We start from the raw sequence: 23,181 nt of genomic DNA, 5'->3' as shown, positions 1-23,181 counted from the left end.
AAAGGCGCTCCGCATTGCTAGCGTGACCGACACCTCAGCATCGTCGTGCGGCGCATGCGCGGCACGCAGAAAGGTGCGCAGTGACTGTCGTCGATCTCATCGCATTCATCCGGCGGAACTGGCGGACCCTCGTGGGCGCCGTGCTCGTCGGAGCTCTGGCGATGGCCGCCTTCTCGTTCCTCACTCCGAAGGTCTACGAGTCGAGCTCGGCCGGATTCGTGATCGCCGCGAGCGACGGCAGCTCGGCCGATGCGATCAGCGGGTCGCAGACCGCGGTGACCCGGGCGAACGCCTACCTGCCGCTGATCTCGAGCAGCGCCGTCTCCGAGCGGATCGAGGCCGACCCGGAGGCGAACCCCGGCGGAGAGGCCCTGAGCGGCCGCCTCACCGCGAGGGTCGCTCCGGGCAGCACCCTGATCGAGGTCACCGCCGCGGCCGGGACCGCGCAGAACGCCGCAGCCCTGGCCAACGGGGCGCTCGCGGCGCTGGCGGCCGTCATCACCGACATCGAGACGCAGTCCACCGCCGACCGCACACCGCAGATCACCGTCGTCCCGCTCGAGAACGCGGAGCCGCCCGCCGCCCCGACGAGCCCCGACTGGGTGCGGAACATCCTGCTCGGCGCCCTGGGCGGCCTGGTGCTCGGCTTCGGTCTCGCCTTCCTCCGCCGGGCCCTCGACATCCGCGTGCGGACCGTCGACGACCTCACCGAGCTCTTCGGCGTCGGCGTCCTCGGGCGCATCCCCAAGGCCGGACGCCCGGGCCGGACCGGCGGCCGCCGCGGCACCGACGCGCTCACCGCGGAGGCGTTCCGCTCGCTCCGGACGGGCCTGCGCTTCTCCAGCGTCGACGAGGAGACGCGCAGCGTCGTGATCACCAGCGCCAACCAGGCCGAGGGCAAGTCCACGATCGCCGCCGGACTGGCCCGCGTCACCGCGGAGTCCGGGCAGCGCACCCTCCTGGTCGACGCGGACCTCCGCCGGCCCTCCGTGGCGCGGATGCTGGACATCGACGGCGCCATCGGCCTCAGCGAGGTCCTCAGCCACCAGATCCCTGTGGACGACGCGATCCGCCCCACCGGTACCGCGGGGCTCTACGCCCTCCCGGCCGGGCACATCCCGCCGAACCCGTCCGAGATGCTCGGCTCCGAGGCGATGCGCGCCCTGGTCGCGCGCCTCTCGAAGGACTACTTCGTCATCATCGACGCGCCGCCCGTGCTGCCCGTCACCGACGCCTCCATCGTCGCGACCGTCGTCGACGGCGTCGTCTTCGTCGTCGCCTCGAACCAGACGCACCGGCCCGAGGTGGTCGCCGCCCGGCGGATCGTCCAGCAGGTCCGCGCCCGCGTGCTCGGCACCGTGCTCAACATGGTCACCGCCCGTGACGGCGACACCGGGTACTACTACTACGACCGCAAGAACGCGTACTACGCCGAGCCGCAGCCGGCGACGGGGCGCAAGCGCGCGGCGGCGGCACCGCGCCGGTCCGAGCTCGCCCCGGTGGAGTCGCGGGCCCTGCCTCCGCAGACGTCCCGCCGGGCGGCTCGATGAGCGGGCGCCTGCTCCTGCTCTGCCATGCGAACGTGGCCCGGTCGCCCTCGGCCGAGCTGATCGCGGCGCGCCTGCTCGGCGCCGGCTCCGACTGGCGGGTCGAGAGCGCGGGAACGCACGCGGAGGCCGGCCGCGGGCTCGACCCCGAGCTCAGCGATGCGCTGCGGGCCCGCGGACTCTCCACGGCCGGGCACCGCGCGCGCCAGGCCGACGGCCGGATGCTCGCCGGCACCGATCCCGTGCTGGTGTTCGAGGCGGGCCAGCGGGAGTGGGTCACCCGCCACTTCCCGGCCGCCGCGCGCCGCACCACCACGGTCCGCCGGGCGGCGCGGCTGGCGGGAGCCGCCCCCGGCGTCCCGCTCCTGCGGCTGCTCGCCGACGACACCGCCCCCTACGGCGCCGAGGACGACTTCGCCGACCCGTTCGGGCGCGGACCGGACGTCGCCGCGGCGGCCGTCGAGGACATCGACGCCCTGCTCCGGGTGATCCTCCCCGCTCTCGGTGCTCTGCCCGTCGGCGCGGAGCCCCCGGCCGCCACCGTCCGGAGCACCCGCCGCTCGCTCCGCCGGGACCGCGCCGCCGAGACGGTCGCGAGGTGACCGCCGAGGGGGTGAGCGTCGTGATCCCGCACTACGGCGACCCCGCGCCCGCGCTCGCCCTCGTCGAGCGGCTCCGCAGCCAGGAGTCGCCCCCCGCCCTCGAGATCGTCGTCGTCGACGACGCCTCCCCGGTCCCGTTCCCGGCCGGGATCGACGGAGTGGAGGTCGTGCGGCGCGAGCGGAACGGCGGCTTCGGCGCCGCGGTGAACACGGGCGCCGCCCGGGCGCGCCACCCGCTGCTCCTGGTGCTCAACAGCGACCTCGTCGTCGGACCCTCCTTCCTCCGCGACCTGCTCGAGGCGGGACGGCCGTGGCTGCCCGCGGTCGTCGCTCCGGACCTCGTCGACGCGGGCGGGGAGCGGCAGTGGGTCGGCCGGCGCTTCCCGCGGCTGCGCCACTACGTCGTGGAGTGGCTCACTCCGCTCGCGCGCTGGCGCCCGCGGCTGCACGCCGCCGTCGGCCACGACACCCGGTGCGCCCCGGGCGCGACGGTGCCGGTGGACTGGGTGGTGGGCGCCGTGATGCTGCTGCCGGTGGCCGAGTTCCGCGCGGTCGGCGGGTTCGACGAGTCCTTCCACATGAACTGCGAGGAGGTCGACCTCCAGCGCCGGCTGCGCGAGCGCGGCGTGCCCTCGGTCTTCGCCGGCTCCGTCGTCGCCGAGCACACGGGAGGCGGCTCCTCCGACCCCGCGCGCCGGCTGGTCTGGCTGGTCGCCTCGCGCCTGCGCTACGCCCGCAAGTGGGGCGGACGCCCCGCCGCCCTCGCCGCGGCCCTGCGCGCCGCCTCCGCCGTGAACCTCGCCGCCAACGCGGTGCGCGCCGCCGCCGGCAGCGACGTGCGCCCGCTGGCCGTCCTCCGGCGCGAGCTCCGGCTCGTCGCCGCCGCCGAGGCGGCGTCCCGGTGAGCGGGCCCGTGCTCGTGGTGAGCCCGGTCTTCCACGGCTACTGGGAGGCGCTCGAGTCGGCGCTGGCCCACCTGGGCGACGACGTGGTCGTCCACCGCTACGACGCCGCGACCGGGCTGGCTCACGTGCGCGACGCCCTCGGCCACCGGCTCCCCGGGGGCCGGCTCCGGCGCTCGTCGATGCGCGCCGAGACCGACCGCGCGATCGCGGCGCTGCGCGCCGTCCGGCCCCGGGCCGTCCTCGTGGTGAAGGGCGACTCCCTCGGCGACGCCTGGTGGGAGGAGGTCGGCCGCGCCGGCGTCCCCGTGGTGCTCTGGCTCTACGACGAGCTCCGCAACATGGGACACCCCGTCGACCGCCTGCGCTCCCTCGCCGGGGAGGCGGTGTCGATCGTCAGCTACTCAGCCGCCGACGTCGCCGAGCTCGCCCGCGCGGGGGTTCCGGCCGGGCACCTGCCCGACGCCTTCGACTCCCTCCTCTCCTTCCGCCCCCGCCCCTCCGCCGCGGTGACCTTCGTCGGCGCCCGCTACCCCGAGCGCGAGCGCGTGCTGCGGGAGCTCGCGGCCGGCGGTGTCGCGGTCGAGGCGTACGGGCGGCAGTGGTCGCGGCACCCCTGGGACGTGGCGCGCACCGGCCGCTGGCGCTCGGCAGGCGTCCCCGCCCGCCGCGACGTCCCGCGGGCGGGCTACTACGGAGTGATGGCCGGCTCGACCGCGACCCTGGCTCTGCACGGCGCGGGCCACGGCGGACTCTCGATGCGCGCCTTCGAGGCGCCGGGCGTCGGGGCGCTGACCCTGATCGACCGGCCCGAGGTGGCGGAGTTCTACGAGGTGGGCAGCGAGGTGCTCGTCTTCGAGGAGCGGGACCAGCTCGTCGAGCACGTGCGGCGGGCGGGCGCGGACCCCTCGTGGGCGCGGCGCATCCGCGAGGCGGGCGCGCGCCGCACCGGCGCCGAGCACACCTTCGTGCACCGGATGCGGGAGGTGAGGGCCCTGTGGCGCTGACGCACCCGACCGATCTGGAGGCCTGGCGCCGCTGGCAGCGAGGCCGCGACCCGCTGCGCACCGCCCGGGCGGCGCTCCGGCGCTCCGAGCCGACCCGCCTGGTGCTGCACGTGCGCGGCGACCGGCCCGCGGTCCTGCTCGCGGTGGAGGCGTCGACGGCGAGCGCCCTCGCCTCGACCGCGGCCTCGCTCGCTCCTCTCGGCGGGGCTCCCGCGGCGGTCCTCGCTCCCTCCGGAGCCGGCGACGCGCTGTCCGGGCTGCTGCCGGGCCGCTGGAAGGCGCACCCGGTCGACCCGGAGGCGGACCCGCCCGCCGAGCTGCGGAGCCTCCGCGCCGTGATCGCCACCGGCCACTTCCTCGCGGCGGGAGCGGCCGCCCACCGCTGGTCCGCGATCCTCGGCGCCCGCTTCCTGGTCGTGCAGCACGGCCTGCTCACCCCCTCCGCCCCGCCGCTCCCGCCCGGAGCGACGCTGCTGGCGTTCTCGGAGGAGGACGCGGCCTTCTGGACCTCCGGCCGCAGCGACGTGGAGACCGAGGTCGTCGGCAGCCAGCTGCTCTGGACCGCGTCGCGCCGCCCGCGCCCCGAGCGGCTCGAGGAGCGGCCCCTGTTCCTCGGCCAGCTGCACGGCGCGGAGCTGCCCCGGCGGACGGCCGCGGCCACCGCCTCCCGCTTCTGCCGCGAGGCGGGCGCCGACTACCGCCCCCACCCCGCCGAGGTCGACCGCCGCTCGCGCTGGCAGCACGCGCGGTGGGAGCGCCGCGGCATCCGGGTGCTCCGCGGCGGCGACCTCGCCGCGCAGGCCCGGCCGGTCGCCTCGATCTTCTCGACCGGGGTCCTCGAGGCCGCGGCCGCCGGGATCCCCGCGTGGGTCGTCTGCGAGGACCCGCCCGCCTGGGTGCTCGAGTTCTGGAGCCGGTACCGGCTCGCGCGCTGGGGCGGGGAGACGCCGAGCGCGGCTCCGCCCGTCCCGGCCGTCGAGCCGGCCGTCGCCGTCGCCCGCCGGGCACTCGCCATCGCCGAAGGAGGCACCCCGTGACCGTTCTCTGCGTCATCCCCGTGCGCGGGGGCTCGAAGGGCGTCCCGCGCAAGAACGCCCGCCCCGTCGCGGGCCGCCCGCTGGTGGTCTGGAGCATCGAGCAGGCGCTCGCCGCCGGTCTCGACGTGCTCGTGTCGACCGACGACCCCGAGCTGGCCGCGATCGCGGAGGGGGCGGGAGCGGACGTGCCGTTCCTCCGGCCCGCCGAGCTGGCGCGCGACGAGACGGCGACCGAGCCCGTCGTGCTCCACGCGATCGAGAACCGGGCCGCGCTGGGGCGCCGCCCGGACGCGGTGATGCTGCTCCAGGCGACCTCGCCGATCCGGCTCCCGGGCACCCTCGCCCGCGCGCTCGAGCAGTTCGCCTCGACGGGGGTCGACTCGCTGGTGGGCGTCGTCCCGCAGACGCCGTTCCTCTGGCGGCTGCAGGAGGGGGCCGCCGTGCCGCAGTACGACGTCACGGCCCGGCCGCGGCGCCAGGACCTCGCCGAGGCCGACTTCTTCTACCGCGAGACCGGGTCCCTCTACCTCACCCGCACCGAGGTCTACGAGCGCGAGCGCAACCGGATCGGCGGCCGGGTCGGCCTGTTCGTCATGGACGAGGCGGAGGGCGGGGACATCGACACCGAGGCGGACCTCGCGGTGGTCGAGCAGACCCTCCTCAGCCTGTCGGCGGGAGGCGGCGCATGATCATCGACCGGCACCTCGCCCCGTTCATCGTCTTCGCCGAGGACCCGGTGCTCACCGCGCTGGCCAAGATCAACGCGAACAAGCAGCGGATCGTCTTCTGCGTCGACGGGCACGGGATCCTCCGCGGGTCGGTGTCCGACGGCGACTTCCGCCGCTGGATCATCGCGAACCCGACGGCCTCCCTCGACGTCCCGGCCCTCGCCGTCGCGAACACCGCCGTCCGCACGGCGGGAGCGGACGAGCCGGCCACCGCGATCGCCGCCCGGCTCGGCCGCGACGGGATCAGCCACCTCCCGCTCGTCGACGATCGCGGGCACCTCGTCGCGATCGCGGTCGAGGGCGACCGGGCGCTGCGGATCGGCCGCCACGAGGTGGGCGACGGCCACCCGGCCTTCCTGATCGCGGAGATCGGCAACAACCACAACGGCTCGGTCGATCTGGCGCGGCGGCTGGTCGACCTCGCGGTCGAGGCGGGCGCCGACGCGGTGAAGTTCCAGCTGCGCGACCTCGACTCCCTCTACCGGCGCGCCGGCGGGGCCACCGCGGGGGAGGACCTCGGCGCCCAGTACACGATCGACCTCCTGCGCCGCTTCTCGCTGCCCGCCGAGCCGCTCCTCCGGGTCTTCGACCACGCGGCCGAGGCCGGGATCGACGTCCTCTGCACCCCGTGGGACGCCCCGAGCGTGCAGGCCCTCGTCGACTACGGGATCCCGGGCCTCAAGATCGCCTCGGCGGACCTCACCAACCACGGCCTGATCGAGGACGCCGGCACCCGGGGGCTGCCCCTGCTGCTCAGCACCGGGATGTCCCGCGAGTCCGAGATCCTCGAGTCGGTCGCGCTGCTGCGCTCGCTCGGCACCTCCTTCGCCCTGCTGCACACCCAGTCGACGTACCCGGCGCCCTACCGCGACCTCAACCTCGCCTACCTCGACCGGCTCGCCGAGATCGGCGGCGGCGTCGTCGGCTACTCCGGCCACGAGCGGGGCTGGCACGTCCCCGTCGCCGCGGTCGCCCGCGGGGCCCGCATCGTCGAGAAGCACTTCACGGTCGACCGGGGGATGGAGGGCAACGACCACACGGTGTCCCTGCTCCCGGACGAGTTCCGCCGCATGGTCGGCGAGATCCGCGACATCGAGGACTCGCTCGGCACGCGCGACGCCCGATCGGTCTCGACGGGGGAGTCGATGAACCGCGTCTCGCTCGCGAAGTCGCTGGTCGCCTCCCGCGACCTGTCGATCGGGGACGTGGTGCGCGCCGCCGACGTCGTCGTCCGCAGCCCCGGCCGGGGCCTCCAGCCCAACGAGCTGCCGCAGCTGCTCGGCCGCGCCCTCCACCGCGACGTCGAGGAGGGCGGGTTCTTCTTCGCCGGCGACCTGCGCGAGAGCACGCCGTCCGGCCGGCCGTTCCGGTTCCGCCGCCCCTGGGGCCTGCCGGTGCGGTACCACGACCACGCGGCGCTCGCCGCGGAGTCGAACGCCGACTTCCTCGAGTTCCACTTCTCGTACCGCGACCTCGAGATCGAGCCGGACGACGTGTTCACCCGCCGCCTCGACTCCGGCTTCACCACCCACCTGCCGGACCTGTTCGCGGGCGACTTCCTCGTCGACCTCGCCTCCTTCGACGACGACGTGTGGGAGCGCTCGATCGCGGAGGTGCAGCGCACCGTCGAGACCACCCGGAGCCTCGCGCGCTGGTTCCGCCAGGAGGAGGACCCGATGATGGTCGTCACGATGGGCGGCTTCACCCGGCACGCGCACGTGGCTCCGGATCAGCGCGCTCCCCTCTACGAGCGCGTCGCCGACGCCCTCGAGCGGATCGACGCGAGCGGCGTCCGCGTGCTGGCGCAGACCCTTCCGCCCTACCCGTGGCTCATGGGCGGGCAGCAGTTCCACAACCTCTTCGTGGACCCGCGCGACACCGCCGAGTTCGCGGCCGCGACCGGCACGCCGCTCTGCCTCGACGCCTCGCACACCAAGCTCGCGGCGAACCACCTCGGGCTCGCCTTCTCGGAGGCGGTGGCGCTGCTCGCTCCGCTCAGCGCGCACCTGCACCTCGTCGATGCGACGGGTGTCGACGGCGAGGGGGTGCAGATCGGCGAGGGCGAGATCGACTGGCCGGACTTCGCGGCGTCGCTCGACGAGCTGGCGCCCGGGGTGCCGTTCATCCCCGAGATCTGGCAGGGGCACGTCAACAGCGGCGAGGGCTTCTGGACCGCGCTCGAGCGGCTGGAGGAGTGGCTGTGACCCCGCTCGCGCTCTGGGCGGTGCCGGTCGGCGAGTTCGGCGGGGTGGCCCGCCACGTCCTCGACGCCGCCCGGCACGGGATCCCCGGCCACCGGCTCGTCGTGCTCTGCCCGGAGGGAGCGCTCGCCGAGCGGCTGCGGGAGCAGGGCTCGGCCGTGACGACCGGGCGCTTCGGAGTGTCCGCCGGTGCCGCCGCCTCCGTGGCGACCCTGCGCGCGACCGCGGCGGCTCTCCGCCCGGCGATCGTCCACTCCCACCTCGCCCACGCCGACCTCGTGACCGCGGCGACCCCGCTGCCCCGCGGGGTCCGCCGCGTCACGACGGAGCACGGCATCGCCGGGCCCGACGTCTACCACCGCACCGCCCTGCGGGCGCGGACGACCGCGGCGGCGCACCACGCGCGGCTGCGGTCCTTCGACGGCGCGATCGCCGTCTCGGAGGCCACCCGCCGCACCATGATCGAGAAGTGGCGGCCGAGCCTGCCGGTGCAGGTCGTGCTCAACGGAGTCGACGCCGCGCCCCGCGACCGCGAGCCGGGGGAGCCGGGCTCCCTCCGGGTCCTCTCGCTCGCGCGCCTGGCGCCGGAGAAGCGCCTGGACGCGCTGCTCGAGGCCTTCGCGGTGCTGCGCCGGCGCGTCCCCGGCGCCACGCTGACCGTCGCCGGCGAGGGACCGCTCGACGGCGCCCTGCGCGCCCGGGCCGAGCGGCTCGGCCTCGGCGACGCCGTGTCCTTCCCCGGCTTCGCCGATCCGGAGGCGGCGCTCGCCGCGGCGGACGTCGTCGCCCAGCTCTCGGTCTGGGAGAACTGCTCCTACACGCTGCTCGATGCGGCCGCCCGCGGGATCGGCGTGGTCGCCTCCGCGGTGGGCGGGAACCCCGAGATCGTCGAGCGGGACTCGCTGGTCGACGCCGACGACCCGGAGGCGGTGGCCGCGGCGCTGGAGCGGCAGGCGTCGAGGGCCGCGGCTCCTCGCGCCGTGCGGGACGTCTCCACCATGTGCGGCGGGATCGCCGCCGTGTACGAGGGGATGGCGGCGTGAGCGGCGGATCGCTGCGACCAGGACTGCGCACCCTCCTCTCGCTGGCCGGCGCCGCCTCTCCGGGCTGGATCACCGCCGCCGTCGCGGGCTCCCTCGCGCTCGCGGTCCTCGACACCCTGGGCGTCGCCGCGATGGTGCCGCTCATGGCGCTGCTCACCGGGACCGACACCACCACGGGCGCGCTCGGCGTCCTCTCCGGCGTCCTCGGCTCGACCGACGTCCAGACCCTCCTCCCGATCATCGCCGGCTTCGTCGCGGTCGTCTTCGTGCTCAAGAGCGCCGGGACGATCGTCTTCCGGTGGTGGCTGCTCGGCCGCACCACGCGGATCTCGGCCGACGCTGCGACGGAGCTGCTGCGGCGGTACGTCCTCGCGCCCTACGCCGTCCACCGCTCCCGGCGCCTCGCCGAGGTGTACCGGACCATCAACGACGCCAGCGCGCAGGCGGCCGGCGTGCTGCTCGGCGTGATCGGCATCGCCTCCGACCTGCTGGTGCTCGTCGCGATCGTGGCGATCCTGCTGGTCGCCTCGCCGGTCGCGACCCTGTTCGCGGCCGCCTTCTTCGCGGTGCTGCTCGGCGGCGTCCAGGCCCTCCTGCGGCGGCGGCAGGGCCGGATCGGCGAGGAGATGGCGGAGGCGGCGCTGGAGTCGTGGCAGTTCCTGCTCCCCTCGCTCGACGGGTTCCGCGAGGCGCGCCTCACGTCGAGCGCGGCGAGCCTGGTCGCCGGCTTCAGCGGGGCCAAGCGCCGCAGCGCCCAGGCTCTGCGTTCCCTCTCGCTCGTCTCGGAGCTGCCGAAGTACCTGCTCGAGATCGGCTTCGTCGTCGCCGTCGTGGGCGTCTCGGGGATCCTCGTCGCCACCGGCTCCGGCGCCGAGGCGCTCTCCGTCCTGGGCGTCTTCGCGGCCGCCTCCCTCCGCGCCCTGCCGACCCTCAACCGCGTCTCGGCCACCTTCGCGATCGTGCGCAGCGGGCAGGCGGGCCTGCGGATCGTCTCCGAGGCGGCCGAGGAGCTCGCCTCCGAGGGGGCGCACGACGAGAGGCCCGGGCCGGGCGGCCGCTACTCCGGCGACATCGCGCTCGAGCACGTCACGTACCGCTACGCCGACTCCGACGTGGACGTGGTGCGGGACGTCTCCCTGGTGATCCCGCGGAACGCCACGACCGCCTTCGTCGGATCCAGCGGCGCCGGCAAGAGCACCCTCCTCGACCTGGTCCTCGGCCTGCTCCCGCCCACGAGCGGCCGGATCCTCTGCGGCGGGCGGCCGATCGACGAGGACCCCGCGGCCTGGTACGCGGGGCTCGGCGTGGTGCCGCAGGACGTGTTCCTCCTGGACGCGACGGTCGCCGCGAACGTCGCCTTCGGGGTGCCGGCGGCCGAGGTCGACCACGAGCGCGTGCGCGAGGTGCTGCGGACGGCGCAGCTCGAGGAGTTCGTCGGCGGGCTGCCGCAGGGTCTGGACACCCGCGTGGGCGAGCGCGGCGTCCGCCTCTCCGGCGGCCAGCGCCAGCGGCTCGGCCTCGCCCGGGCGCTGTACCGGCGCCCCTCCGTCCTCGTCCTCGACGAGGCGACGTCGGCGCTCGACAACCGCACGGAGCACGAGATCTCGCGGGCCGTCGCCGAGCTGCACGGCAGCATGACCGTCCTCGTGGTCGCCCACCGGCTCTCGACCGTGCGCGGTGCCGACCGGCTGCTCTTCCTCGACGGCGGCCGGATCGAGGGGGCCGGCACCTTCGAGGAGGTGCGGGCCGCGCACCCCGGCTTCGCCCAGCTCGTGGCGCTCGGAGAGCTCTCGTGAGCGGGGGAGGCCCGCGGTGGTGACGCTCGGCGACGTCCGCTCGGCACTGCTGGCGCCCCTCCGCCGAAAGGGCACGACGGTGCTGCTGCCCGGCGAGTCGTTCGGGATCGGGAACCTCGCCTACTTCTGGCTGCAGGCCCACGCCCGTCGGAGCCGCGGGGTGCCGACCGCGGTGCGCGCGACGCGGAGGACCGCGGAGTGGGCGGAGGTCTTCCCGCGGGTCCTCGAGGAGCTCGTGGTGCCCCCGGCGGAGATGTCGTTCTTCAGCCCCCGCGAGCTCGGGAGCGTCCACCAGGAGCTCGGCGTGGAGTTCACAGCGGACGAGCTGGCGGACTTCGTCGCGACGATGCTGCTCCCGCCCGGCGGCCCCTTCACCGCTCTGGCGGCGGCGGCGCGACCGGAGGCGGACCTCACCGTGAACATCCGGCGCGGCGACTACTACAGCGTCCCGGCCTTTCGCGGCCGCTACTCCTTCGACGTGGTCGAGTACGTCGACGCGGCGCTCGCCCTGGCCCGCGAGCGGGAGCCCGTGCGCAGCGTCCTGATCGTGTCGGACGACCTCGACTGGTGCCGGGTGAAGCTGGCCCGCGTCCTCGAGGGCCTCGAGGTGCGCTTCCCGGGGGCGGGGACGCCGGTGCCGCAGCAGCTCGCCCTGCTGGCCGCGTCCCGCCGCCTGGTGCTGACGAACTCGACCTTCTCGTACTGGGGCGCGCATCTCGGCGACCACGTGCACGGCGGCGCCGACGTGATCGCGCCGTGGTTCCACAGCCGCGCGTGGAACGGAGGGGCGGCGACGCAGCTCGACCCGCGCTGGCGGGTGGTCCGCGACCTCCCCGGCGGCTGGGACGGCTGACGCGGAGAGTCGGAGTCCGGCGGCTGCGCGGGGCTCGCGGGTACCGGCGGGGGCTGCGGGCGGGCGGCTCCGGGGGCGCGACCGGGCGTGGACGGCTGCGGGCGGGCGTGTTGTGCGAGGACGGCTGCAGGGTCGCGGCTCCGGGCTCTCGGCTCGGCTCTCGGCCGCGGGCTCTCGGCTCCGGGCTCGCGGCTCCGGGCTCTCAGCGCAGGACGTGGCCCTCGACGTCGACGGGAGCCCGGGCGGTGAGGCGCTTCAGCCGCATCGCGGGGCGCTCGACCAGCAGCCAGCTCGCCCACGCGAGGGGGACCGTCGCTGCGACCGAGAGCGCGATGTAGGCCCAGAGCGGCACGTCGGCTCCGGCTCCGACGATCGCCAGCGAGAGCAGCTGCTGCACGGGGAACGCGTAGATGTACATCCCGTAGGAGACGTCGTGGGTCGCGCCCACTCGACGCAGGGGGAGCCGGGCGCCGAGCGCGACCATCAGATAGGCGAGGGGGAGGCCGGCGAGCACGCGGTAGAGGCCGGTCGCGATCACGAGGACGAGCAGCACGGCCGCGACGGCGGTGAGTGCGCCCGTCAGGGGGAGGCGGTCGCGGTACAGGTGCACGAGCGCGCCGGCGAGGAAGTACCCGACGAGCGTCACCGTCTGGTTGAGGGGTGCCGGGAACGGGACGAGGTCCGTCGCGAGCACCGCCGCGACGAGGGTGAGGCCCGCGAATCCCGCGACCACGAGGGGGCGCACCCAGCGCGCGGGCGCCAGGGAGACGAGCAGGCCGATCACGACGTAGCTGACGAACTCGTAGAACAGGCTCCAGAGCGAGCCGTTCCACGCGCCCGGGTAGGGGACGGAGCCGAGCATCCCCGCGATGCCGTACTCCCGGATGTAGAGGGCCGCATTGGCGACCACGAAGCGCACCGCCCCGGCCGCGCTGTACTCGCCGGCTCCGAGGAGGAGCGACGCGAGCGGTGCGGTGACGAAGGCCACGACCAGGAGCGAGACGAGGAAGGCGGGATAGATGCGGAGGAAGCGCCGCCAGAGGAAGTCGACCAGGGATCGCGAGCGCAGCCGGCTCGCGGTGATCAGGAAGCCGGAGGTGGCGAAGAACCCGCCGACCGCCCAGGCGCCGAGGGTGGAGCCGCCGAACCCGGGGTCGTCGCCGTAGCCGCCGAGGGGGAAGGAGTGCGACACGACGACGAGGACCGCCAGCCCGAGCCGCAGGGCGTTGATGCTGTTCGACCGCGGGTCGAAGGCGGAGCCGACGGTCGGGCGCGTGCGCGGGCGTGGCGCGCGGGCGGGCGCGGCGGTGCGCCGGCCGTTCTCCTGGCGGGTCATGCGCACATCCTGCTGACCCCGGCCGCCGCCGTCGATCGGGCGTGGGACGCGCCGCGCTCCTCCCGGAGGGCCCGCGCGCCAGCAACGACGCGCGCTCCACCCCTGCGGACCCGCCGCGGAGCTGACGCGGACTGACGTGCGGCCTGCGGCTGACCCCTCTCCGCCCGGTCGTTCCTCCGTCGCCCTCTCCGCGAGACGCCGCTCCGGTAGTCGACACGCCGGAGCGGGTTCACCGGAGCGGGATCCCGCGGCGGGCGGTCGGATCACGCCGGTCGGATCGCGCCGGTCAGAGCAGCCCGTCCGTGAGATGGTCCGGCGTGCCGAAGCGGTGGGCCGTGATCGACACGGCCTGCTCGCGGAGGAACGGCAGCAGCTCCAGCCGGCCCGCCTCGGTCGCCGCGCCCGCGTAGACCGCGAGGTCGGGGCGCCCGCCCGTCACGGCCGTCACCGTCGCGGCGGACGCGCCCAGCAGACGCACCCGTCCGGCGCCGTGCGCGCGCACCCGCGCCTCCCACGCCGCGTCGTCCTCGACCACGACGGCGCCTGCCGCCTCGTCGAGACCGGCGGCGAGCTGCGGAGGCAGCGCCACGGCGCTCGAGACGACCACCCGTGCCTGCGCGGTCGCCGCCGCGACGGCCACCCGCACGAGCGAGCCCAGCGGCTCCCCGGCGGCCAAACGCACCAGCACGGCGGAGTCGTAGGGCAGGCGGCGGAAGACGTTGCGCTCCGCCTCCAGCCCCGTCACGTCGCGAGGAGCGCTCGCGGCCCGCGCCGCCGCGCAGCTGCGCGCCGTCCGCTCCACCGCGGCGTGCTCCTCCGCCGGGAGCTCCGCGCAGGACGCGGCGAGCAGGCGGGCGGCCGGTCCGACGACCGGAGCGGTCGCCTCCGACGACGCCGCGGTCCACGAGCCCAGGCCGAGCAGGTAGTCCGGCCCGCCCGCCTTGGTGCCCGGGCCGACCGCCGACTTCTTCCAGCCGCCGAACGGCTGGCGCTGCACGATCGCCCCGGTGATCCCGCGGTTCACGTAGAGGTTGCCCGCCTCGATCCCGTCGAGCCAAGTGCCGATCTCCTCCGGGTCGAGCGCGTGCAGGCCCGAGGTGAGCCCGTAGTCGACCTCGTTGACGATCGCGATCGCCTCGTCGAGGGTCGCCGCCGTCATGATCCCGAGGATCGGCCCGAAGTACTCGGTGCGGTGGAACTCGGACCCGCGGCGCACGCCGTCGCGGACGCCGGGGCTCCACAGGCGTCCGGAGTCGTCGAGGCTCCGCGGCTGCAGCAGCCAGGTCTCACCGGCGCCGAGCTCGGTCAGGCCGCGCAGCAGCTTGCCCTCGGCGGGTTCGATCACCGGCCCCATCCGCGTCGCGGGATCGGTCGGGTAGCCGACCGTGAGGGAGGAGACCGCGTCGAGCAGCTGCGCGCGGAACCGCTTCGAGCGCGCGACGGAGCCCACCAGCACGACGAGCGAGGCGGCGGAGCACTTCTGGCCCGCGTGCCCGAAGGCGCTCGCCACCACGTCCTTCACCGCCAGGTCGAGGTCGGCCGAGGGGGTGACCACGATCGCGTTCTTGCCGCTCGTCTCGGCGAGCAGCGGGAGGTCGTTCCGGAAGGAGCGGAACAGCTCCGCCGTCTCGTAGGCGCCGGTGAGGATCACCCGGTCGACCTGCGGGGAGGCGATCAGGTCGCGCCCCAGCTCCTCCTCCGGCAGGCGGAGCAGGCGCAGGGCTTCGCGGGGCACGCCCGCCGCCCACAGCGCCTCCGCCACCACGGCGCCGCAGCGCGCGGTCGGACCGGCGGGCTTGAGCACCACGGCGGAGCCGGCCGCGAGCGCCGCGAGGACGCCGCCGGCCGGGATCGCGACCGGGAAGTTCCACGGCGGAGCGACCAGGGTCAGCGCGGCCGGGTGGAAGCGGGCGCCGTCGACCGCGTCGAGCTCGAGGGCGCGCTCGGCGTAGTAGTGGGCGAAGTCCACGGCCTCCGAGACCTCGGGGTCGCCCTGGTCGAGGGTCTTGCCGCCCTCGGCCGCCATGACCTCGAGCAGCTCGGCGCGGCGCGCCTCCAGCTCGTCGCCCGCGCGGTACAGGATGCGGGCGCGCTCCTCGGCCGGGACGTCGCTCCAGCCGCTGCCGCGGGCGCCGGAGAGCACCGACTCCAGCTCGTCGAGGGTGCCGATCGTGGCGGCCTCGATCGCGTCGGCGCCGGCCCGGGAGGAGGGGACGCGCGCGAGGATCGCCTGCGCCCACTCGCGGTTCGCGGCGACGGACGGGTCGGTGTCGGGGGTGCTGCGGAAGTCGCCCGGTCTCGGGCGGCCGCTCGCGGCGAACCGGTCGGGCACGCGGTGCGCCGGGGGGACGGCCCCGTCGAGGGCGGCGACGGAGGCGCGGAACCGCTCCTCCTCCCTCGCGAAGAGCGCCGGGTCGGCCTCGAGCTCGAAGACGGCCGACATGAAGTTCTGGCTCGACGCGCCCTCCTCCAGCCGGCGGATCAGGTAGGCGATCGCCACGTCGAACTCGGCCGGCGCGACGACCGGCGTGTAGAGCAGGAGCGAGCCGACCGTGCGGCGCACCGCCTCCGCCTGGCCCTGTGCCATGCCGAGGAGCATCTCGTACTCGATCCCCTCGCGGACGCCGCGGGTGCCGGCGAGCAGCCACGAGTACGCGACGTCGAAGAGGTTGTGCCCGGCGACGCCGACCCGCACGTTGCGGATCCGCTCCGGGTGCAGCGCGTAGTCGACGACGCGCTTGTAGTTCGTGTCGGAGTCCTGCTTGCTGCTCCAGGTCGCCAGCGGCCAGCCGTGGACCGAGGCCTCGACCTGCTCCATCGGCAGGTTCGCGCCCTTGACCAGGCGCACCTTGATGCCGGCGCCACCGCGGGCCCGGCGGGCGGCGCTCCACTCCTGCAGGCGGATCATCGCCGAGAGCGCGTCCGGCAGGTAGGCCTGCAGCACGATGCCGGCCTCGAGACCGAGGAACTCCGGTCGGTCGAGGATGCGGGTGAAGACCGCGATGGTGAGGTCGAGGTCCTTGTACTCCTCCATGTCGAGGTTGATGAACTTCTGCGGCGAGGACGCGGCGGCCCGGGCGAACAGCGGCGCCAGCTCCTCCACGATGTCGTCGACCGCGGCGTCGAAGGCCCACGGGTTGTGCGGGGCGGTGCTCGAGGAGACCTTGATCGAGACGTAGTCGACGTCGTCGCGGGCGAGGAGCCGGTGCGTCCCCTCCAGGCGGCGGTGGGCCTCCTCGCGGCCGAGGACGGCCTCGCCGAGCAGGTTCATGTTGAGCCGGACGCCGTCGCGGCGGATCGCGGCGATGGCCGGGCCCAGGCGCGAGTCGGTCGCGTCGATGATCAGGTGGCCGACCATCCGTCGCAGCACCCGGCGCGCGATCGGCACCACGACGTCCGGGAGGAGCGGCGCCATGACGCCGCCGAGGGCGACCGCGCCGCGCATCGGAGCCGGGAGGAAGGACGGCACGCCGCCCGCGATCGCCTTCAGCGCCGCCGCCGCGACGCGGGTGTCCTCGGGGCGGACGACGCCGTCGACGAAGCCGACCGTGAAGTCCAGGCCGGCCGGGTCCTTCAGCACGCCCGCCAGCTGCGCCCCGGAGGCGTCGATCGGGATCGCGGACGCCTCGCGCAGCCAGCGCCGCACCAGCGCGACGCTCTCGTCGACCAGGCGGGGATCGATCGAATCGGTGGACGGGCCGTCGGCGGCGGGGCCGGTGGCGAGAGCGGGGCTGGCGAGATCCGTCATGGTGCGGTCCTTCTGCTCTGAGGTGGGTGCCTTCAGTATTCGACCGGCTACCGTTGAGCAGAAGCGACCGTTTCTTACCGGTACCGGTCAGCTCAGCTGAACGATCGGAGAGACGCCGTGCTCGATGTCCGCCGCCTGGTCCTGCTCCGCGAGGTGGCCATCCGCGGCACTCTCGCCGCCGCGGCCGAGGCCCTCGCCTACAGTCCCTCCGCCGTCTCGCAGCAGCTCGCCGTCCTCGAGCGCGAGGCCGGCGTCGAGCTGCTGCGGAAGGCGGGCCGGCGCGTGCAGCTCACACCCCAGGCCGAGATCCTGGTCGAGGCGGCCGGCGAGGTGATGGCCCTGCTCGAGCGGGCGGAGGCGGCGCTCGCGGCCTCGGGGGAGTCGGTGACCGGGCGGGTGCGCGTCGCGGTGTTCCAGTCGGCCGCGCTCGCGCTCATGCCGGGTGCGCTCCGGGCCGTCGCCGACCGCTTCCCGGAGGTGCGCGTCGAGATGGTGCAGCGCGAGCCCGAGGGTGCGCTGCACGAGACGTCGTGGGCGCGGGAGTTCGACCTCGTCGTCGCCGAGCAGTACCCCGGCCACTCGACCTCCTGGCTGCCCGGACTGGTGCGCAGCGACCTGACGACCGACGCGATCCGCCTCGCCGTGAGCCGCGACTCCGCCGTCGTCGACCTCGCCTCGGCCCGCGGCTCCGCCTGGGTGATGGAGCCGCGCGGCACCGCGAGCCGCCACTTCGCCGAGCAGACCTGCCGGGTCGCGGGCTTCGAGCCGGACGTCCGCTTCGAGACCGCCGACCTGCAGGCGCAGATCCGCCTCGCCGCCTCCGGCCACGCCGTCGCCCTGATGCCCGACCTGGTCTGGGCGGGCGAGGCGCCGGACTGCCGCCTCCTCGAGCTGCCCGGCACGCCCCGCCGCACGATCTTCACCGCCCAGCGCGAGGCGCAGCTGGCGTCGCCGGCCGTGCGGGTGTTCCGGGAGTGCCTGGCGGAGGTGGCGGGGCGTTTCGCGTGAGGCTGCGGGCGTGCGGGGGTGCGTGAGGCGGTGCGGTTCGCGTGAGCGGGGGCGTGTGGCGGTGCGGTTCGGGTGAGCGGGGGCGTGTGGCGGTGCGGTTCGGGTGAGCGGGTGCGTGTGGCGGTGCGGTTCGGGTGAGCGGGGGCGTGTGTGGCGGTGCGGTTCGCGTGAGCGGGGGGCGTGTGGCGGTGCGTGTGGCGGGGTGTTGCGCCGGTGTCCTGCGCGCGCCGCCCCGAGGACGGCGGGGATGTGCGGCGTCGGCTGCGGTGATCCCTCCCTCCACAGGAGGGCCTCACGCCGGTTCTCCACGGATGTGACGATCCGTCGCTTCCGTGTCGGTGGTCGCTGATTGAATACACGTATGACGATGATCAGCAGGTCGACAGCAGCGGAGGCGGTGCTCAGCGAGGCGCGTGCTCGCGGCGACCGAGCCGCGGCGCTGGCCCGCTCGGCGTCCCCGCTGCTCCTGGCCGCGGCCGAGGAGCTGCACGCCGGGCACCGGGCCGCGCTCGAGCATCCGGAGTCGTTCGCCCGCGGCTCGGCGCCCCACGCGTCGAGCGACCTCGCCGAGCGGTCGATCCGCGCGGAGTTCGCGGTCGCCCTCGGAGTCTCCGAGCGGGTCGCCTCCCGCGAGCTCGACCACGCGCGCCTCCTCGTCGAGGACCTGCCGACCACCCGCGCCGCCCTCGCCGGGGCGCGCCTGCGGTGGGAGGCGGGCCAGGTCGTCTGCGCCGTCGCGGCCACCCTGCCTCCGGGCTCCCGCGCTGCGTTCGATACGCGGGCGGCCGAGCTCGCGGCCCGCACCACGCCGACCCAGCTGCGGCGCGCTCTGGCCCGACTGCGGGAGGAGCTCCACGAGCAGCCCCTCGCCGAGCGCCACCGACGTGCCCGCGAGGACCGCGCGGTCTGGCTGACCCCCGAGGTCGACGGCATGGCGACGCTCTGCGCCCTCCTCCCCGCCCCGGTCGCCGTGGGGGCGTACAGCCGCCTCGACCGGATCGCCCGGATCCTCCGCGACGCGGCGGAGGGGACGCCGCCGCTCGCCGCCGCGGGAGCGGGCTCCTGCGGAGCGGAGTCCAGCGGGACGACCGGAGCGGAGCCCGCCGGAACCACCGGGGCGGGCGCCGTCGATGCGATCTCCCGAGCGGGCGACGAGCGGACCCTCGCCCAGCTGAGAGCCGACGCTCTCGCCGACCTCCTCTGCGATGCGGACGTCATCGGCACGGTGCCCGACTCGGTCGGTGCCGATCGGCCCGTTCCGACCCTCGTCACCGGCGTGCGCGCCGAGGTGCGGGTCACCCTGTCGGCGAGCACCGCGTCCGGCGCCGACGACGCCTCCGCCGAGCTCGACGGCTACGGCCCGATCCCGGCGGACGTCGCCCGGAGCCTCGTCCCCGCGACCGTCACCCGCGTGCTGACCGAGCCCCGGACGGGCGCCGTCCTCTCGGTCGGGCGCACACGCCGACTGCCGCACCGCGAGCTGCGGCTCCTCCTCCAGCTCCGCGACGTGACCTGCCGCTTCCCCGGCTGCACCCGCTCCGCCGCGGGCGCCGAGGCCGACCACGTCGTCGAGTGGCGAAACGGCGGCGGCACCGACCCCGCCAACCTCGCCAGCCTCTGCGTCGCCCATCACCACGTGCGGCACGGCGACCGCTGGACCTACGTCCTCCACCCCGACGGCACCGCCGACTGGACCACCCCCACTGGCCGCCGCATCACCACGCGCCCGCCGGGCCTCGAGGCACGGCTCCGTCCAGACCCACCCGCGACCCCGAGGTTCGAGGACCGGCCGCCGCCGTTCTGACACGCTGCCGTGCTGACACGCTGCCGTGCTGCGGTGCTGCCGTGCTGCCGTGCTGACGTGCTGCCGTGCACCCCTGAGGGAATCGGCTGTCGGGCGGGTTCGGCGCATTGCGCGGGTTCGCACTGGTGATCGGGCCGTGCTGTCGCTCGGAGGCGAGTGCTCAGCGACCTCCCGCCGCGCCGCTGACGCTCGGATCTGCGCCTTCGCTCGGGTTCACGCGGCCGCACCGTCGCACCACCGCCGCACCACTGCCGCTGAGGCGCGGACCGCCACCGGGGCCGCACCGTCGCCTGACGCCGTGCCGACACCAGGGCCGTGCCGCCGCCTTGCGCCCTGCCGCCGTTCGGCCACCACGATGCAGCACCTCAGCACTCAGCACCTCAGCACTCAGCACTCAGCACCTCAGCACCTCGGCGGCTCAGCGCGCGCCGTACCGCCGTAACACGCCATCGCGACGGCCCGCCGTTCGGTCAGCGCGTCTCGCGACTGCGCTGGCGCCCCGCACGGCCCCACGGCTGATCCGGCGGGGTGCGCAGTCCGGGCGCGCAGTCCGGGCACGCCCGCGCGGTCAGTCGGCGACGCGGAGGAGCACCTCGCCCGTCGTCCCGCCCCGCGGCCGCCCCGCAGCCGCCCCGCAGCCGCGACGCTACGCCGCCAGGAAGCGGTCCGCCGTCCGCAGCGAGAGCGCCATCGTCGCGAGCGCCGGGTTCGCGATCAGCGCGCTCGGGAACACCGAGTTGTCGCACACCCAGAGGTTCGGCACGTCGAAGCTGCGGCCGTCCGCGTCGATCACGGCGTCGCCCGCGTCGGTGCCCATCCGCACGGTGCCGAGAGTGTGCGCCGTGCGCGCCATCACCCGCGTGCTCGTCGCGCCGGCCGCCTCCACGATCGCGGTCATCGTCCGGATCGCGTGCCGGTCGATCGCCTCCTCGTTGGCGCCCGCCGAGAACGTGATGCGCGCCTTCGGCACCCCGTGCTCGTCCAGCTCGTCGGTCAGCTCCAGCCGGTTGCCGTCGGCGGGCAGGCACTCGGCATTGATCCCGACGCCAGCCGCGAAGCGGTAGCCGTCGAGCGCGTCCATCAGATCGCGGCCCCAGAGTCCCGCGCCGCGGGCGAGCGTCGTCGCGTAGGTCAGCGGCATCACTCCGAGACTCTGGATCAGGTAGCCGCCCGCGAAGTCCGCGTCGGCCGGGCGGACGGTGTCCTCGGTGATCACCGAGGAGGGGTAGCCGCGGTAGCCGCGCATCTCGTTCTCGAAGGTGCCCCAGACCTGGGTCGCCCCGTGCGCCAGGAAGTTGCGGCCCACCTGGCCGCTGCTGTTCGCGATGCCGGTGTGCAGGAGGAGCCGGGGCGTCTCGACGCCGCCCGCGCAGAGGAACAGGGCGGAGCAGCGCTGCCGGTGCTCCACTCCGCCGCTCGTGTAGACCACGGCGCACACGCGGCCCGCGGCGTCCAGCTCGATGCCGTGCACGAACGAGTCGGCCCGGATCTCGGCACCGGCCCGCACCGCCTCCGGCAGGTAGGTCACGTCCATGCTCGTCTTCGCGCCGGTCCGGCAGCCCTGATGGCACTGGCCGCAGTTGACGCAGGAGGGCCGGCCGTCGTCCCGCGGGCCGCTGAGCACGGCGGCGGGCGCGTCGGTCGCGCGCATCCCGATCGCCGCGCAGCCGCGCAGCATCATGTCGGCCGAGGCGTTCCGCGCGAGCGGGCCCTGCAGGTAGCGGCGCGACGGGTCCCACGGGTACTCGGCCGGGCCCGCCACTCCGATCGTCGCCTCCACCTTCTCGATGTACGCGGTGAGCTCGGCGTGCTCGATCGGCCAGTCGCGGCCGACGCCGGAGTCGCTCCGGAGCCGCAGGTCGCGCGGGTCGGGGCGGGGCGTGAACGCTCCCCAGTGCAGCGTCGAGCCGCCGACCCCGCGGCCGCTGTTGTTCTGCCCGAAGGCGGTGGGAGTCTCGCCTCCGCTGAGGCGCTCCTCCATCCAGTTGATCTCGACGGCCGCCGTCTCGTCGGCGGTGTGGCCGAGCGGATCTAAGTGCGGCCCGGCCTCGAGGGCGACGACCCGCAGCCCTCGAGCGGCGAGCACCGAGAGCAGGGGCGCTCCGCCTGCCCCGGTGCCGATCACGACGGCGTCGACCGTCTCGTCGAGCGGGAAGCGGCGCATGCCGGTCGTGTTCATCGGTGACTCCTCGTCGTCGGTTCCCAGGTCTCGCGGTCGTCGGCGCCGAGCAGGCGGAAGCCCGTCACGAGCGGCAGCGTGTCGCCGCCACTGGCGTAGCCGTCGTAGCCGATCCGCGCCATCGATGCGGGGTGGGCCAGCCACTGCCTGACGAGGTCGACGCGGCAGTCCTCGAACCAGGCGGTCAGCTGCTCGGCACCGAGCCCGCCGGCCGAGCGGTCGCCGAGCTCCGCGGAGCCGTCGGCGATCGCGGTGAGGCGCGCGTCCTGCTCGGCGGGGCCGAGGCCGGCGAAGCCGCGGAGGGTGTCGAGCGCCAGACCGTAGGCGATCGGGTCGGCCGGCAGGTCGGCGTTGCGCCAGCCGTCGCCCTCGCCGTTCGCGAGCTGCGTGTCCACCCGTGCGGCCAGGTCGATCCGGCCGCCCTCCTGCGGGACGACCCGGTCGGCGATCGCGCGCAGCTCCGCGAGCTGGGCGACGGTCAGGGCGCGGGGCGCGTACTCCGGGTCGTCGGCGAGCGCGCGCACGGCCAGCAGCCCGCGCACCCGCGTGGAGGTGCGGGCGGAGGCGATGGCCGCGCCGACGTCGGCCGGGACCGACGGCGCCGTGCCGGCCTCCTCCTCCCAGAACCGGCGGATCGCCGCCGCCACCTCGACCGGGCGCTCGAACGGCAGCAGGTGGCCCGCCCCGGCGAGCGTGAGCAGCCGGGCACGGGAGTAGAGGGAGCCGTTCAGGCGGCGCTGCGCGTCGGCGCCGAGGTCGCCGTCCGCACCGCCCGCGATCAGGAGCGCGGGCACGGCCCCGAGGGCGGCCTCTCCGGTGCGGTCCTCGCGGCTGCCGTGCTCGAGCCAGTCGCGCCAGCCCTCGGGGGAGTAGCGGCGCAGCTCGGCCAGCACCTCCGCGTCGGCGTCGGCGGGCAGCGGCGAGCCGACGTTCTGGTCGACGAACTCGCGCGCCTGCGCCTCGTCGAGGTGCCCGTCGTCGACCCAGCCGAGCATGGTCGAGCGGCGCGCCTCCTCCATCGGCTCGGGCGAGAGCGGCGACCCGGCGAGGAGCACGACGCCCGCGAGCCCGAACAGGCCCGAGCGGCCGGTGACCGTGCGCGAGGCCACGAGGGAGGCGATCTTCCCGCCCATGCTGTGCCCGAGGAGCAGCCAGCGGGAGGCGTCGTGCTCGCGGATCCGGCGGATCGTGGCGGCAGTCATCTCCTCGAGCGAGGTCCCGGATCCACCGGGCAGGTCGAGCGCGACGAGGTCCGCGACGTCGGCGAGCTCGCGGCCGAGCGCGTCGAAGGCGCGGCCGTCGAGCCCGAGTCCGGGCAGGGCGAAGAGGGTGGGGCGGGGGCTGGTGGACACGGGCGTCCTGTCGGATCGGCCGCGCCACGGCAGTGGGG

The 23,181-nt window shown here is 75.5% G+C and carries 16 protein-coding genes; 12 read left to right on the top strand and 4 right to left on the bottom strand.

Features of this window, described 5'->3' with window-relative positions:
- Positions 1 to 80 precede the first annotated feature (80 nt).
- The 10 genes from C5C56_RS12420 to C5C56_RS12375 are packed head-to-tail and all read left to right on the top strand — an operon-like array spanning position 81 to position 11,716.
- The gene (locus C5C56_RS12420; RefSeq protein WP_104247947.1) at positions 81 to 1,550 is read left to right on the top strand and encodes a polysaccharide biosynthesis tyrosine autokinase; all 1,470 of its coding nucleotides are present in this window, start codon (positions 81 to 83) and stop codon (positions 1,548 to 1,550) included.
- Positions 1,547 to 2,149, top strand: a complete 603-nt coding sequence (locus tag C5C56_RS12415; RefSeq protein WP_104227202.1) for a hypothetical protein — start codon at positions 1,547 to 1,549, stop codon at positions 2,147 to 2,149. The genes C5C56_RS12420 and C5C56_RS12415 overlap by 4 nt, the downstream gene beginning before the upstream one ends.
- A complete protein-coding gene (locus C5C56_RS12410; protein ID WP_104287810.1) occupies positions 2,146 to 3,054 on the top strand; it encodes a glycosyltransferase family 2 protein in 909 nt (302 codons plus the stop codon). Before C5C56_RS12415 ends, C5C56_RS12410 begins: the two co-directional genes overlap by 4 nt.
- Positions 3,051 to 4,058, top strand: a complete 1,008-nt coding sequence (locus C5C56_RS12405; RefSeq protein ID WP_104258156.1) for a glycosyltransferase — start codon at positions 3,051 to 3,053, stop codon at positions 4,056 to 4,058. Before C5C56_RS12410 ends, C5C56_RS12405 begins: the two co-directional genes overlap by 4 nt.
- A complete protein-coding gene (locus tag C5C56_RS12400) occupies positions 4,049 to 5,095 on the top strand; it encodes a hypothetical protein (protein WP_104319709.1) in 1,047 nt (348 codons plus the stop codon). The genes C5C56_RS12405 and C5C56_RS12400 overlap by 10 nt, the downstream gene beginning before the upstream one ends.
- The gene (locus C5C56_RS12395) at positions 5,092 to 5,784 is read left to right on the top strand and encodes a cytidylyltransferase domain-containing protein (protein WP_104319708.1); all 693 of its coding nucleotides are present in this window, start codon (positions 5,092 to 5,094) and stop codon (positions 5,782 to 5,784) included. The genes C5C56_RS12400 and C5C56_RS12395 overlap by 4 nt, the downstream gene beginning before the upstream one ends.
- Complete coding sequence (locus tag C5C56_RS12390; protein ID WP_104319707.1) at positions 5,781 to 8,027, top strand: N-acetylneuraminate synthase family protein; 2,247 nt, start codon at positions 5,781 to 5,783, stop codon at positions 8,025 to 8,027. Before C5C56_RS12395 ends, C5C56_RS12390 begins: the two co-directional genes overlap by 4 nt.
- Positions 8,024 to 9,067, top strand: coding sequence for a glycosyltransferase family 4 protein (locus tag C5C56_RS12385; protein ID WP_104319706.1), 1,044 nt, complete (start codon positions 8,024 to 8,026; stop codon positions 9,065 to 9,067). The genes C5C56_RS12390 and C5C56_RS12385 overlap by 4 nt, the downstream gene beginning before the upstream one ends.
- Entirely contained in the window at positions 9,064 to 10,863 is a 1,800-nt protein-coding gene (locus C5C56_RS12380) for an ABC transporter ATP-binding protein (protein WP_104319705.1), read from the top strand. The genes C5C56_RS12385 and C5C56_RS12380 overlap by 4 nt, the downstream gene beginning before the upstream one ends.
- A gap of 16 nt (positions 10,864 to 10,879) precedes the next feature.
- Entirely contained in the window at positions 10,880 to 11,716 is an 837-nt protein-coding gene (locus C5C56_RS12375) for an alpha-1,2-fucosyltransferase (RefSeq protein WP_104319704.1), read from the top strand.
- A 202-nt stretch (positions 11,717 to 11,918) separates the two neighbouring features.
- Here the strand turns inward: C5C56_RS12375 and C5C56_RS12370 are convergent, their stop codons facing one another.
- Positions 11,919 to 13,052: an acyltransferase gene (locus C5C56_RS12370; protein ID WP_104319703.1), complete on the bottom strand. Its 1,134-nt coding sequence runs from the start codon at positions 13,050 to 13,052 to the stop codon at positions 11,919 to 11,921.
- A gap of 286 nt (positions 13,053 to 13,338) precedes the next feature.
- A complete protein-coding gene (locus tag C5C56_RS12365; protein WP_104319702.1) occupies positions 13,339 to 16,800 on the bottom strand; it encodes a bifunctional proline dehydrogenase/L-glutamate gamma-semialdehyde dehydrogenase in 3,462 nt (1,153 codons plus the stop codon).
- A 117-nt stretch (positions 16,801 to 16,917) separates the two neighbouring features.
- Here C5C56_RS12365 and C5C56_RS12360 point away from each other — a divergent pair, with 117 nt between their 5' ends.
- On the top strand, positions 16,918 to 17,808 hold the full coding sequence (locus C5C56_RS12360) for a LysR family transcriptional regulator (protein ID WP_104319701.1): 891 nt from the start codon (positions 16,918 to 16,920) through the stop codon (positions 17,806 to 17,808).
- A gap of 367 nt (positions 17,809 to 18,175) precedes the next feature.
- Entirely contained in the window at positions 18,176 to 19,612 is a 1,437-nt protein-coding gene (locus tag C5C56_RS12355) for an HNH endonuclease signature motif containing protein (protein WP_181135052.1), read from the top strand.
- A 646-nt stretch (positions 19,613 to 20,258) separates the two neighbouring features.
- On the opposite strand, the gene C5C56_RS12350 is transcribed toward C5C56_RS12355, so the two are convergent.
- Complete coding sequence (locus C5C56_RS12350) at positions 20,259 to 21,791, bottom strand: GMC family oxidoreductase (protein ID WP_104292931.1); 1,533 nt, start codon at positions 21,789 to 21,791, stop codon at positions 20,259 to 20,261.
- Entirely contained in the window at positions 21,788 to 23,143 is a 1,356-nt protein-coding gene (locus tag C5C56_RS12345) for an alpha/beta hydrolase (RefSeq protein ID WP_181137601.1), read from the bottom strand. The genes C5C56_RS12350 and C5C56_RS12345 overlap by 4 nt, the downstream gene beginning before the upstream one ends.
- Positions 23,144 to 23,181: the final 38 nt, after the last annotated feature.

It is taken from the genome of Rathayibacter sp. AY1D1 (assembly GCF_002932635.1).
GTDB lineage: Bacteria > Actinomycetota > Actinomycetes > Actinomycetales > Microbacteriaceae > Rathayibacter.
The sequence above is the reverse complement of the archived record's forward strand: the minus strand, read 5'-3'. Positions and strand labels throughout refer to the sequence as shown.

What these genes read in the sequence shown, in the direction of transcription:
- C5C56_RS12415 (WP_104227202.1), top strand. Translation starts at nt 1,547, where the DNA reads ATGAGCGGGCGCCTGCTCCTGCTCTGCCATGCGAACGTGGCCCGGTCG.
- C5C56_RS12390 (WP_104319707.1), top strand. Translation starts at nt 5,781, where the DNA reads ATGATCATCGACCGGCACCTCGCCCCGTTCATCGTCTTCGCCGAGGAC.
- C5C56_RS12370 (WP_104319703.1), bottom strand. Translation starts at nt 13,052, where the DNA reads ATGACCCGCCAGGAGAACGGCCGGCGCACCGCCGCGCCCGCCCGCGCG.
- C5C56_RS12365 (WP_104319702.1), bottom strand. Translation starts at nt 16,800, where the DNA reads ATGACGGATCTCGCCAGCCCCGCTCTCGCCACCGGCCCCGCCGCCGAC.
- C5C56_RS12355 (WP_181135052.1), top strand. Translation starts at nt 18,176, where the DNA reads ATGATCAGCAGGTCGACAGCAGCGGAGGCGGTGCTCAGCGAGGCGCGT.
- C5C56_RS12350 (WP_104292931.1), bottom strand. Translation starts at nt 21,791, where the DNA reads ATGAACACGACCGGCATGCGCCGCTTCCCGCTCGACGAGACGGTCGAC.